Genomic DNA, 12605 nt, shown 5'->3' on the forward strand with positions numbered 1-12605 from the left:
TGAACAGCAGCAGGTAGATCGCCGAGAACCAGGGCGAGGAGTAGACGTCGAAGAAGCCGAACCGGTCGAGCCACGGCCCGCTCGTCTTGTGCTGGGCCAGGTAGTCCGCGACCCGGCCCGCGTCGATGTTGCGCTGCGGGAAGATCGAGCCGGGCACCGCCCCGACGGCGACGAGCAGCAGCAGGAAGAGCGCGGTGCGCATGCTCGTCAGCTGCCGCCAGGCCCAGCGGAGCCAGCCGACCGGCCCGAGCTTGGGCAGCTGGGGCTGCGGAGCCGACTGGCGCGGCTTCGTCGGGGTGTCGGTGTTGGCCATCTAGAGAACCGTCCGGAAGGTGCCGATGAGGTGGACCTGCAGCCAGACCATGACGGTCTCCCACAGGCCGGTGACGAGCATCAGGCCGACGACGAGCAGGAGCACCCCGCCCACCAGCTGGATCGCCCGCTGGTGCCGCCGCAGCCAGGCGTTGGCCCGGCCGGCCTTCTCCCAGGCGGCTGCCATGAGCAGGAAGGGCAGGCCGAGCCCGATGCAGTAGGCCAGGGCGAGCACGAGGCCGCGCCCGACGGTGCCGGACTGCGCGCTGAGCGGCGCCGCCATGGCATAGATCGCCGCGAGGGTCGGCCCGAGGCAGGGGCTCCACCCGATGCCGAAGACCGCACCGAGCAACGGGGCCCCGGCGAGACCCGCACGGGGACGCCAGGCGAGCTGAGCGGCATACCCCTTGCCGAGGCCGAGGAAGAGCAGCGCGGTCACGATGACGACGACCCCACCGACGCGCATGAGCAGGCTGCGGTGCGCCTGCAGCGCGAGCCCGAGCACGGACACCCCGAATGCCATGGCGAGGAAGACGACCGAGAAGCCGAGGATGAACAGCAGCGCGCCGAGGATCAGCCGCCCTCGGGAGCGCTCCTGCAGCGACACGTCGCCGAGGCCGGTGACGTAGCCGAGGAAGCCCGGCACGAGCGGCAGGACGCACGGCGAGGCGAAGGAGACGAAACCCGCCGCGAGGGCCACGGCCGCCGCGACGACGACCGAGCCGGTCAGCAGGTCGGGGGACACCGCTCAGCCCTCGGCCAGGACGTCGTCGATGAGCCCGCGCAGCGTCGTCGCCGTGACGGCGCCGGACACGCGGGCGGCGACGCGTCCCGTGCCGTCGAGGACGAGCGTGGTCGGGGTCGCGGTGGCCTTGCCCTGCAGGGCGAGCAGCGGCACGCCGCCGTCGTAGCCGAGGGACGGGTAGGTGACCTTGTTGGCCCGCTGGAAGGCGAGGCCGGACTCGGGGCTCTCCTGGGTGTCGAGGCCGATGAAGGCGACGTCGAGCTTCTTGGCCTGCACGTCGTCCCAGACCTTCTGCAGCTCCGGGGTCTCCTTGATGCACGGCGGGCACCAGGAGCCCCAGACGTTGACGACGAGGACCTTGCCCTCGAGCCCCTGCATCGACCACGGCTTGCCCTCGAGCGTCGTGCCGGACAGCGCGATCGGCTGACCCCGGTCCCCGGGACCGACCTGCTCGATCGTCCCGTCGCCGGAGATGTAACCCTTCCGGTCGCCGGACTGGGCTTGGGCTGCAATGGAGTTCGGGTCGGAGGAGCACGCGGCGGTCAGCGTGACGGCGGCGCCCGCCAACGCCGCCGCCCCCCACCGCACCGCAGTGCGCCGGTCGATCGGTCGCATCAGGCGCCCACGCTCTTGGTGGCTCGGGCGAGCAGGGCACCCGCGGGCTCCGAGTAGGCGATCGACTCGAGCTCGTCGTCGACGTAGTGCAGGGAGGTGAGCGACGCGAGGGAGCACTCGCGTCTGCGCGGGTCATGCCAGAGGCGTCGGCCCTCGAGCCGGTTGCGGACCGTCCAGATCGGCAGCTGGTGCGAGACGAGCACCGTCTCATGACCGTATGCCGCTGACCTGGCGTCCGCGACCGCCGCGAGCATCCGCTCGGCGATCGCCTCGTACGCCTCGCCCCAGCTGGGCTTGGTCACGTTGAGGACCTTCGGCCAGTGGCGGGGGTCAAGCAGGGAGGTCTTCGTGAAGGCCCGGCCCTCGAAGTGGTTGGCCGCCTCGATGAGCCGCTCGTCCGTGTCGACGGCGAGGCCGTGGCTCGCGGCGATGGGTCGGGCGGTCTGCTGGGCCCGCTCGAGCGGGGAGGCGACGACGCGCGTGATGTCGTTGGGCTCGAGGTGCGCCGCGACGGTCTCGGCCATCTCGCGGCCGAGCTCGGAGAGGACGTAGCCGGGCAGCCGTCCGTAGAGCACCCCGCCGGGGTTGTCGACCTCGCCGTGGCGCATCAGGTGGACCACGGTGCGGGTCGGCCCGGACCGCGCGGGCGGGGTGGGCTGGGAGGGGCTGCCGGTCATGGCGCCCAGTGTCTCAAACGCGGACGCGCCGACCCAATTGGCCACCCACGTTCCCGAGACCGTGGTAGTGACACCCCTCCATCGACAGCACCCTCCCGACGATCGAGAGCGCGGTCCCGGCCTAGTGCACTGCCGCGAGCAGCGCCCCGACGCCGACGAAGAGCCCGCCGAAGAGCCGGTTGAGCCTCTTCTGCCCCTGCTGGCTCCGCGTCAGCCGGCGCAGCCCCTTGGCCGCGGCGGCGAAGAAGAACCACATGACGATGACGTCGATGACCACCACCGTCGCGGTCAGCACGAGGTACTGCGGCACCAGCGGCGCGCTCGGCCGGATGAACTGGGGAGTGAAGGCGAGGAAGAAGACGATCGCCTTTGGGTTCGTCAGGTTGACGAGCATCCCCCGTCGGGCCATGGACCAGGACGACTCGGGCGGCGGCATCGGCGCCTCAGGGTCGGTGTGCGTCCGCTCCCGCCACTGCCGGATCCCGAGATAGACGAGGTAGGCCGCGCCCGCGTAGCGGATCACGTTGAAGAGCAGGTGCGAGCTCGCGACGAGGACCCCGACGCCGGCGGCGACGATCGCGATGTGGATCAGCAGCGCGACCTGTTGCCCGATGATGCCCCACACCGAGCGCGCCCACCCGGCCGTGATCGAGTTGGCCATGGTGTTGATGGCCCCCGCCCCGGGGGTGAGGGAGATGAGGAACCCGGCGGCGACCAGGCCCAGCCAGACGGACAGAGACACGACGGGAGTGTAGATCCGCCGGGCACACCGCTTCGCCGACTTTTCACGAACCAAGACGAGACGGTATGCCGCTCGGCTGGCACCGGGCCCCGGCACCGGTCCGCGCCACACGCCTTCACCCGCCCCCTGGAGACCTGCTGCGTCACGTGCAGCAGCGGGCCCCCTGCTGAGTCACGTGCAGCAGCGGGCCCCTTGCTGAGTCACGTGCAGCAGCGGGCCCCGTGCTGAGTCACGTGCAGCAGCGGGCCCCCTGCTGCGTCTGACGCAGCAGGTGATCAGCGCGCCGCGAAGGGGTCACCCCGTGGCGCCCGCCGCGGCGCGGGCGGCCGCCGGCAGCGCCTCGAGCACGGCCGACACCGCCTCGTCGTCGTGGGCGGCCGACACGAACCAGCACTCGAACGCGCTAGGCGGCAGGTGCACCCCATGGTCCAGCATCGCGTGGAAGAACCGGCGGAAGGCGTCGGTGTCCTGCGCCTTCGCCTCGTCGTAGTTGCGGACCGCCCCGTCGCGGAAGAAGACCGAGAACATCGAGCCGGCCCACTGGATGGTGTGCGGCACCCCGGCCGCCCCCAACGCATCGGCCACACCGTCCGCGACGGCCCGCGACACCACACCCAGCCGGTCGTAGACGTCCGGGGTGCACGCCCTGAGCGTCGCCAGCCCAGCCGCCGACGCGACCGGGTTCCCCGACAGGGTCCCCGCCTGGTAGACCGGCCCCGCCGGCGCGAGCAGCGCCATGACCTCGGCGCGGCCGCCGAAGGCCGCGGCCGGGAAACCGCCACCCATGACCTTCCCGAACGTGAACAGGTCGGCCGGCCCAGCGGCATACGGACCCTCGAGGCCGTAGAAGCCGGCGGGCGAGCAGCGGAAGCCGGTCATCACCTCGTCGGAGATGAGCAGGGCGCCGTGCTCGCGGGTCACGCGGCGCAGCCCCTCCGTGAAGCCGGGCAGCGGCGGCACGAGCCCCATGTTGCCCGGTGCCGCCTCGGTGATGACGGCGGCGATCTCGTGCCCCCGCGCGGCGAAGACCTCCTCGACCGCGGCGAGGTCGTTGTAGGGCAGCACGATCGTCTCACCCGCGCTCGAGCGCGGCACCCCCGCCGAGTCGGGCAGCGCGAACGTCGCGACGCCGGAGCCGGCCGAGGCGAGCAGCGCGTCGACGTGGCCGTGGTAGCAGCCGGCGAACTTGACGATGGCGTCGCGCCCGGTGAAGCCGCGGGCCAGCCGGATCGCCGACATCGTCGCCTCGGTGCCACTGTTGACGAGCCGCACCTGCTCGACCGGCTCGACCCGGGCGACGATCTCGGCGGCGAGCTCGACCTCCCCACCGGACGGCGTGCCGAACGAGAAGCCCCGCTCCGCGGCCGCCTGTACCGCGGCGACGACGTCCGGGTGGGCGTGCCCGAGGATCATCGGCCCCCACGAGCCGACGAGGTCGACGTAGCGGTTGCCGTCGACGTCCGTGAGCCACGGCCCGCTCGCCGACGCCATGAAGCGCGGCGTCCCGCCGACGCTGCCGAAGGCCCGGACCGGGGAGTTGACGCCGCCCGGGATGATCCGCTGCGCCTGGTCGAAGAGCTCCTCGGAGCGGGCGGTCGGCTGGGCGGTGCGTTCGTCCTGGGTCATGCGCCCATTCTTCCCACAGCTCGTATGCCGCTCACCCCGCACCCCGCCTGTCCGCGGTGCCGCCGTGGCGGGCGGCCTCAGCGGCCGGAGCGCTTCTCGGGGTCGAGGTGGTCGCGCACGATCGCCATCGCGTCGCCGATCGCCTTGTACTGCTCGGGGGTCATGATGTCGACGAGGTTGTCGCGCACGCTCTGCACGTGCACCCGGGCGATCCGGTCGATCGCGTCCTTGCCGCTCGGGGTGAGGACCAGCTCGACGCCGCGCTTGTCGGCGAGGCAGGACTGGCGCCCGACCCAGCCGCGCTCCTCGAGCCGCTTCGCGGTGTGGGTGAGCCGGCTGCGCGACTGCACGACCATCGAGGCGAGCTCGGACATGCGCAGGCGCTGTCCGGGCGCCTCGGAAAGCATCGAGATGATCTCGTACTCGCTGAGCTGGATGCCGCTGCCGCGGAGGGCCTCGTCGAGGGCGCCCTCGAGCAGGCGGGTGCCGCGGAGGATGGCACGCCACGATGCCTGCTCCGACTCGTCGAGCCACCGCACGTCGTCCGGCTGCTGGTCAGCCATCGTCACCTCCCCCGCTGCTGCGTGAATCCTAGAGGAGTCAGCCCAGCCAGTCGGCCGCTTCGAGGGCGTAGTAGGTCAGGACGGCCTGGGCACCGGCCCGGCGGATCGACACGAGCGACTCGAGGGCGGCCCGTTCCCGGTCGATCCAGCCCTGTGCCGACGCGGCCTCGATCATCGCGTACTCGCCCGACACCTGGTAGGCGGCGACCGGCACGGTCGTGCGCTGCGCTGCCGCGGCGACGACGTCGAGGTAGGACAGGGCCGGCTTGACCATGACCATGTCCGCGCCCTGGGCGACGTCGAGGTCGATCTCCCGGAGCGCCTCGCGGATGTTCGCCGGGTCCTGCTGGTAGGTGCGCCGGTCACCCTGGAGGCTCGACTGCACCGCGTCCCGGAACGGGCCGTAGAACGCCGAGGCGTACTTGGCGGCGTACGCGAGGATGACGACGTCCTGGAAACCGGCGTCGTCCAGGGCGGTCCGGATCGCGCCGACCTGCCCGTCCATCATCCCGGACGGGGCGACGACGTGGGCCCCGGCGCGGGCCTGGGCGACGGCCATCTCGGCGTAGATGTCGAGGGTCGCGTCGTTGTCGACCCGGCCCCGGTCGTCGAGCACGCCGCAGTGCCCGTGGTCGGTGAACTCGTCGAGGCAGGTGTCGGCCATGACGAGCACGTCGTCCCCGACCTTGTCCCGGACCGCCTGCAGGGCGACGTTGAGGATGCCCGAGGGCTCGGTGGCGCCGCAGCCGCGGGCGTCCTTGTGCTGGGGCACGCCGAAGAGCATGACCCCGGCGAGGCCCGCCCCGGCCGCCCGCCGCGCCTCCTCCACGAGCGAGTCGAGGGTGTGCTGCACGACGCCGGGCATGCTCGGGATCGGCCGCGGCTCGGTCGCGCCCTCGGCGACGAAGACGGGCAGGATCAGCTGGCTCGGGTGGACGCGGGTCTCGGCGACCATCGCCCGCACGACGGGCGACTGGCGCAGCCGGCGGGGGCGGTCGATCATCGGGCCCGCCGCCGTGAGGTCGGGCGCTTGTCCCGCGGCCGCTGCACCGGCTGGCCGGCCTCCGCTGCGGCGATGGCCAGTCCCACGCCGTGGCCGGCGAGGGCGTCGACGAGGCTCGAGGCGGAGGCCTCGGGCGCGAGGACGTCGACCCGCAGGCCCTGCTCCTGGGCGGTCTTCGCCGTGGCGGGGCCGATGCAGGCGATCACCGTGGCGGCGTGCGGCTTGCCCGCGATGCCGACGAGGTTGCGCACCGTCGAGCTGGACGTGAAGACGACGGCGTCGTACTCGCCACCCTTGATCGCGTCGCGGATCTCCGGGGCCGGCGGGGCGGCCCGCACGGTCCGGTAGGCCGTCACGTCGTCGACCTCCCAGCCCATCTCCCGCAGCCCGGCGACGAGCGTCTCGGTCGCGATGTCGGCCCGCGGGAGCAGGACCCGGTTGATCGGGTCGAGCACCTCGTCGTAGGCGGGCCAGTCGGCGAGCAGACCGGCGGCCGACTGCTCCCCCGAGGGGACGAGGTCGGGGTTGATGCCCCAGTCCTGCAGGGCCTGGGCGGTCACTCCACCGACCGCGGCGACCTTGAGCCCGGCGAAGGCCCGTGCGTCGAGCCCGAGCTCCTCGAACCGCTCGCGGACGGCGCGGACCGCGTTCACGGAGGTGAAGCCGACCCACTCGTAGCGGCCGGTGACGAGGCCGCGGATCGCCCGCTCCATCTGCTGCGGCGTGCGCGGCGGCTCGACGGAGATCGTCGGCACGACGTCAGCGGTCGCGCCGTAGGAGGCGAGGCGCTGGAGCATCGGGCCGGCCTGGGCCTGGGTGCGGGGCACGAGGACCCGCCACCCGAAGAGCGGCTTCGTCTCGAACCAGGAGAACTCGTCACGCAGCTCGACGTTCGGGGACACGACGGCGACGCTCGGCTCGGCGGGTGTCGCGCCGGTGAACTCGTCGTCGATCGTGGCGAGCACGCCCGTGCGGGTGTGCTGGGCGACGGTCGTGCCCCGCTCGGTCAGCACGACGGGGGTGGCGCCGTCGCGTCCGGCCTTGAGCAGGGTGCGCAGCGCCTCCCGGATCGCGTCGGCAGAGCCGAGCAGGACGAGCGTCGCCTCGTCCTCGCCGTAGCGGGCCACGTGCGCGGTGTGCCCGTCGACGCTGAGCACGTGGAACGCGCGGTCCTGCTTCGACGTCAGCGGGACGCCGGCATAGGTGGGCACCGCGGAGATCGCCGAGACGCCGGGGACGACGTCGTAGCTGATGCCGGCCTTGCGGCAGGCACGCACCTCGTCGACGAGTCCGTTGAAGGTGCCGGGGTCGCCGTCCATGAGTCGCACGACGAGACCGTCGTCGCCGACCGACTTGGCGGCCTTGACGACGAGCTTGGCCCGCATCGCCTGGGTCAGCTCCTGGCCGCGGTCGCCGTGGCTGGCATCGATGATCTCGACGTCCGGGCGAGCGTGGCTGAGCACGACGTCGTCCTTGGCGATCCGGTCGAGGATGACGACGTCGGCGGCGGCGAGCAGGTCGCGGCCGCGGAGCGTCATCAGCCCGGGGTCGCCCGGGCCGGCCCCGACGAAGGCGACGCGGGCCGGGGATGCGGGCGGCGTGGACAGGTGCACCGTCTCCTGCGACGGCGTGCGCGAACGAGTCACGAAACTGGCTCCGAGTTGTCTTGCGGTGCGGGTGGGGACGTGTGTTCGAGGTCGGACGCGCCGTCCTCGAGCAGGATCTGGGCGAGCCGGGCGCCGAGCTGCTCCGGCTCCTGGTAGGGCCCGACGAGCGAACGGCGCAGCTCGATGCTGCCGTCCTCGCTCCCGGCGAAGCCGCGCAGCGACAGCTCCAGGCCGTCGTCGCCCTCGACGACCTCGGCGAGGGCCCCGATCGGCGCTGTGCAGCCGGCCTCGAGGGCGGCGAGGAGGGACCGCTCGGCGAGGACGCGGGCCCGGGTGTCGGGGTCCTCGAGCACGGCGACCGCCTCGCGCACGTCGACCCGGTCCTCCCGGCACTCGACGGCGAGCGCGCCCTGGCCGGGGGCCGGCAGCACCTGGATCGGGTCGAGGGCCTCGGTCACGCGGTCGAGCAGCCCGAGCCGGGCGAGGCCGGCGCGCGCGAGCACGACCGCGTCGACGTCACCGGACTCGACGAGCCCCAGTCGCGTGCCGACGTTGCCGCGGATGGGTCGCACCTGCAGCCCGAGCCCGAGGGACGCGAGCTGCGCGGTCCGACGGGGTGAGCCGGTGCCGACGACGGAGCCGGCGGGCAGCTCCCCGAGGGTGAGCCCGTCCCGGGCGACGAGCACGTCGCGGGGGTCCTCGCGCGCCGGGACGGCGGCGACGACCAGCCCGGGCTCCGGCGCTGTCGGCAAGTCCTTGAGGGAGTGGACGGCCACGTCGATCCGACCGTCGAGCAGGGCCTTGCGGATCTCGGCGGCGAAGACGCCGGTGCCGCCGATGGCCGTCAGCAGGGCACCGGAGACGTCGCCCTGGGTGGTGATCTCGACGAGCTCGACGTCGTGGCCGGCCGCGCGCAGGCGGTCGGCGACCCACGTCGACTGGGTCGTGGCCAGGGCGGAGCGGCGGGTTCCGAGGCGCAGCGTGGTCATGGGCGTGCCCTCCTCGGAGGTGCGTCGACGTTGGCGACGTCCTTGGGCTCGAGGTCGAACAGCTCGCGGAGCGCGGCGGCGTAGTCCGGACCGCTGCCGTCGATGGCGAACTCCTTGACGCGCCGGGTCGGTGTGTGGAGCAGCTTCTCGACGATGCGGTGGACGGCCAGCTCGACCTCGGCGCGGGTCGCGTCGTCGAGGTCCGGCATGCGGTGGTCGAGCCGGGCCATCTCGGTCTCGACGACCTCGGCGGCGCGGGCCCGCAGCGCGGCCACGGTCGGCGCGACCGACTGGGCGACGCGCTTGGTCAGGTACGAGGCGACCTCGCCGGTGACGATGTCGCGGACCTGGGCGACCTCGCGGCCCTCGGCCCGTCCGGCCAGTCGCTGGCCCAGCTCGTCGAGGCCGATGACGGTGACGCCCGGGATCGGCTCGGGCCAGTCCGACTCCGGCTCGATGTCGCGGGGCAGCGCGAGGTCGATGAACACCTGCGGGCGCCCGCCGCGGCGCCCGCCGCTGGCGCGCAGGTCGGCGGCGGTGATGACGTGCCCGGCCGCGCCCGTACAGGTGAGGACCAGGTCGCTCTCGGCGAGCACGTCGCCCAGGTCCTGCCACGGGCGCGCCGTGCCTCCGGTCGACTCGGCCAGCCGCTGGGCCCGGTCGAACGTCCGGTTGACGACCGCCAGCGAGTCGACGTCGGCCCGGCTCAGGGTGGCCGCGGCGAGTCCGCTCATCGCACCGGCGCCGACGACGGCGGCCCGGCGGGAGCCGAGCGGGCCGAGGTGCTGGCCGGCCACCTCGAGGCCGACCTGGACGAGGGAGACGCTGTGGCCGTCGATGTCGGTCTCCGAGTGGGCCCGCTTGCCGACCCGCAGCGCCTGCTGGAACAGCTCGTTGAGGGAGGCCCCGACCCGGCCCGACTCCTGGCCCTGGGCGAGGGCCGCGCGCATCTGGCCGAGCACCTGCGACTCCCCCACTGCCATTGAGTCGAGCCCACAGGCCACCGTGAACGCGTGAGCGACGGCGCCGTCGTCGTAGCGGACGTAGAGGTGGTCGGCCAGCTCGTCGGCGCGCGCCGCGAGGGCGGCCTCGGGCTCGCGCGGGCACTCGTCGACGAGCTCGGCGTTGCGTTCGGTGCCCGTCGCGATCGAGGCGGCCGCCGCGAGGGCATCGCCGATCGCGGCCACGGCGGGGTGGAAGGCCGGCACCTCGGCATAGACCTCGAGCCGGTTGCAGGTCGACAGCACGACGACCTCGTCGACGGTCGCGGAGCGGACGAGGGTGTCGGCCAGCGTCTCGTCGCGCCGCTCGTCCTCCGAGAGCGCCTCGAGGATGGACAGTGGAGCGGTCCGGTGGGACAACCCGATGACGAGCAGGCTCATCGCTGCACCACCGCCGGGGAGGGCAGCCCGACCCTGCGCTGGGCGTGGAAGGCGAGGATCTGCAGCTCGGTGGACAGGTCGACGCGCCGCACCTCGACCCCGGCCGGCACGGTCAGCACGCTGGGTGCGAAGTTGAGGATCGCGTGGACGCCGGACTTCACGAGCGCGTCGCACACGGTCTGGGCGGCGGGCGCCGGGGTCGCGATGACGCCGATCGCGATGCCGAGCTCGCGGGCGCAGCCCTCGATGTCCCACGACGGCCGGATCGTCACGTCGCCGACCTGCTCGCCGATGAGGGCGGGGTCGTCGTCGAAGAGCGCCACGATGTGAAAACCCTTGGTGACAAAGCCGGAGTACGACGCGAGCGCGTGGCCGAGGTTACCCATCCCGACGATGGCGACGGGCCAGTCCTGGGTCAGGCCGAGCGCCCTGGTGATCTCCAGCGCCAGCGTCTCGACCTCGTAGCCGACGCCCCGCACGCCATACGAGCCGAGGTGGCTCAGATCCTTGCGCAGCTGCGCGGACCGGACTCCGACCGATGCGGCGAGCTCCTCGGACGAGACCGAGGCGACACCGGCCTCCGCCAGCATCGTCAGCGTCCGTAGGTATTCGGGGAGCCGCGCGACGGTCGCGTCGGGAATCTCTCGACGCAGGGTGGGATCGGCGGACACGCGGGCTCACCGGCTCCTTTCGCGGCAGGCGCTCGTGGGCGCGGAGCACGTGGGGACCCGATCAGGCTAGACGTTTGTGAAGCCATGCACAAAGCGAGCGGATGCGTATACCACAGCGTGGACCCGCCGGCGCCGGGAGGTCAGCCGAGGGCGGCGCGGAGCCGGCGCTCGTCGACGCGCCAGAAGTCGTGCTGGCGGCCGTCGACGAAGGTGACCGGGATCTGCTCGGCGTACTGCGCGCGCAGGGCGGGGTCGTCGTCGATCGACCGCTCCTCCCAGCCGACGCCGACGTCCGCGGCGACCCGTTCGATGACGGCCCGGGCCTCGTCGCAGAGGTGGCATCCGGGACGACCGAGCATGAGGATGCGCTTGTCCATGACTCCCCAACTTACTTCGCTCGGACGGACTCTTCGAGGGGCGGTGCAGTGCGGCAGAACGCGTGCACGTGACCGCCCGAGCCGGCTGAGCGGCATACGGATGAGGTATGCCGCCGAGCTCGCCCCCGCTCCCCCGCGCGGTCCGAGCCGCGCGTGAGCGGGCCGTCCCACCCGCCAGGTCGAGTCAGATGCGTCAGATGAAGACGGACGTGCGTTGCATCAGGAGGCTGTAGAGCGTCTGCTGGATCGTCTCGCGGACCTGGTCGGTGAGGTCGAAGACCATCATCGGGTCCTCGGCGGCCTCTGGGCCGAGCCCGGCCGTGCCGACGGGCGGCCCGAACTCGATGAGCCACTTGCTCGGCAGCGGGATGAGGCCGAGCAGCCCCAGCCACGGGAAGGTCGGCGTGATCGGGGCGTAGGGCACGCCGAGCAGCCGGGCGACGGTCGGCATGTTGCCGAGCATCGGATAGATCTCCTCGGCCCCGACGATCGAGCACGGCACGATCGGCACGCCGGCCCGCAGGGCGGCCGCGACGAACCCGCCACGTCCGAAGCGCTGCAGCTTGTAGCGCTCACTGAACGGCTTGCCGACGCCCTTGAACCCCTCGGGCCAGACGCCGACGAGCTCGCCCTTCGCGAGGAGCCGCTCGGCATCGGTGTTGGCCGCGAGGGTCGAGCCGGAGCGGCGCGCCATCGCACCGATGAAGGGCGTCTGGAAGACGAGGTCGGCCCCCAGCATCCGCAGGTGGCGGTGCTGCGGGTGCTCGTCATGGACGGCGACCTGCGTCATCAGCGAGTCGAGCGCGACGGTGCCGGAGTGGTTCGCGACGACGAGCGCGCCGCCCGTCGCCGGGATGTTCTCGATGCCCCGCACCTCGACGCGGAACCACCGCTTGTAGAGCGGCCGCAGCAGCGGCAGGTAGACGTGCTGGGTGAAGTCCTCGTCGAAGCCGAACTCGTCGACCGACACGTCCCCCACGAGCCGGCGGCGCAGGTAGGCGATGGCGTGGGCAACCTGGCGCTCGACGTCAGCGGCGGGCACCCCGGCGGCGGTCGCGGCCGCCCGCAGGACGTCTACGGCGAGGGCGACGAGCTCGGCGGGGCCGGGACGGATGTCGGACGAGGTGTCGGCCGAGTCGAGGAACCGGGCCACGAGCCGCTCCGCGGTGCCCGATGCCTGGGCCGCCGCGCTCGCCATCGCCCTGCCGGGGTGCACCCGCGCAGGTCCCCGGACCGCACCCTCCTCGCCGTCGGCCGGGTCGTCGCTCGGCGGCGGGACGGAGCGCAGCCGCGCCC

Annotated in this window: 14 protein-coding genes; all 14 read right to left on the reverse strand. The window is 73.1% G+C overall.

Annotation, left to right across the window (positions count from 1 at the left end; all coding sequences use genetic code 11):
• Positions 1 to 313 (reverse strand): cytochrome c biogenesis ResB family protein (locus N864_RS13545; RefSeq protein WP_034717615.1); only part of this gene is annotated, 313 nt, incomplete at its 3' end.
• Positions 314 to 1057, reverse strand: a complete 744-nt coding sequence (locus tag N864_RS13550; RefSeq protein ID WP_034717617.1) for a cytochrome c biogenesis CcdA family protein — start codon at positions 1055 to 1057, stop codon at positions 314 to 316.
• Between the two features lie 3 nt (positions 1058 to 1060).
• Complete coding sequence (locus tag N864_RS13555; RefSeq protein WP_034717620.1) at positions 1061 to 1672, reverse strand: TlpA family protein disulfide reductase; 612 nt, start codon at positions 1670 to 1672, stop codon at positions 1061 to 1063.
• A complete protein-coding gene (locus tag N864_RS13560; protein WP_051518564.1) occupies positions 1672 to 2349 on the reverse strand; it encodes a histidine phosphatase family protein in 678 nt (225 codons plus the stop codon). The genes N864_RS13555 and N864_RS13560 overlap by 1 nt, the downstream gene beginning before the upstream one ends.
• A 121-nt stretch (positions 2350 to 2470) precedes the next feature.
• The gene (locus tag N864_RS13565) at positions 2471 to 3091 is read right to left on the reverse strand and encodes a LysE family transporter (RefSeq protein ID WP_034717623.1); all 621 of its coding nucleotides are present in this window, start codon (positions 3089 to 3091) and stop codon (positions 2471 to 2473) included.
• A gap of 294 nt (positions 3092 to 3385) precedes the next feature.
• The gene (gene hemL / locus N864_RS13570; RefSeq protein WP_034717625.1) at positions 3386 to 4717 is read right to left on the reverse strand and encodes a glutamate-1-semialdehyde 2,1-aminomutase; all 1332 of its coding nucleotides are present in this window, start codon (positions 4715 to 4717) and stop codon (positions 3386 to 3388) included.
• A gap of 77 nt (positions 4718 to 4794) precedes the next feature.
• Positions 4795 to 5280: a MarR family winged helix-turn-helix transcriptional regulator gene (locus N864_RS13575; protein ID WP_034717628.1), complete on the reverse strand. Its 486-nt coding sequence runs from the start codon at positions 5278 to 5280 to the stop codon at positions 4795 to 4797.
• Positions 5281 to 5317: 37 nt separating this feature from the next.
• Positions 5318 to 6283 (reverse strand): porphobilinogen synthase, encoded by a 966-nt coding sequence (hemB, locus tag N864_RS13580; RefSeq protein ID WP_034717632.1) that lies wholly within the window; start codon positions 6281 to 6283, stop codon positions 5318 to 5320.
• Positions 6280 to 7929 (reverse strand): bifunctional uroporphyrinogen-III C-methyltransferase/uroporphyrinogen-III synthase, encoded by a 1650-nt coding sequence (locus tag N864_RS13585; protein ID WP_034717634.1) that lies wholly within the window; start codon positions 7927 to 7929, stop codon positions 6280 to 6282. Before N864_RS13585 ends, hemB begins: the two co-directional genes overlap by 4 nt.
• Positions 7926 to 8879 (reverse strand): hydroxymethylbilane synthase, encoded by a 954-nt coding sequence (hemC, locus tag N864_RS13590; RefSeq protein ID WP_034717637.1) that lies wholly within the window; start codon positions 8877 to 8879, stop codon positions 7926 to 7928. Before hemC ends, N864_RS13585 begins: the two co-directional genes overlap by 4 nt.
• Entirely contained in the window at positions 8876 to 10261 is a 1386-nt protein-coding gene (gene hemA, locus N864_RS13595; RefSeq protein ID WP_034717639.1) for a glutamyl-tRNA reductase, read from the reverse strand. Before hemA ends, hemC begins: the two co-directional genes overlap by 4 nt.
• Positions 10258 to 10932 (reverse strand): redox-sensing transcriptional repressor Rex, encoded by a 675-nt coding sequence (locus tag N864_RS13600; protein WP_034717641.1) that lies wholly within the window; start codon positions 10930 to 10932, stop codon positions 10258 to 10260. The genes hemA and N864_RS13600 overlap by 4 nt, the downstream gene beginning before the upstream one ends.
• Before the next feature lie 140 nt (positions 10933 to 11072).
• Positions 11073 to 11309: a glutaredoxin family protein gene (locus tag N864_RS13605; RefSeq protein WP_034717644.1), complete on the reverse strand. Its 237-nt coding sequence runs from the start codon at positions 11307 to 11309 to the stop codon at positions 11073 to 11075.
• 193 nt (positions 11310 to 11502) lie between these two features.
• Positions 11503 to 12605: lysophospholipid acyltransferase family protein (locus N864_RS13610; protein WP_240474323.1), on the reverse strand; the 1103-nt coding region annotated here is incomplete at its 5' end.

Origin of the sequence: Intrasporangium chromatireducens Q5-1 (genome assembly GCF_000576575.1) — a bacterium.
GTDB lineage: Bacteria > Actinomycetota > Actinomycetes > Actinomycetales > Dermatophilaceae > Intrasporangium_A > Intrasporangium_A chromatireducens.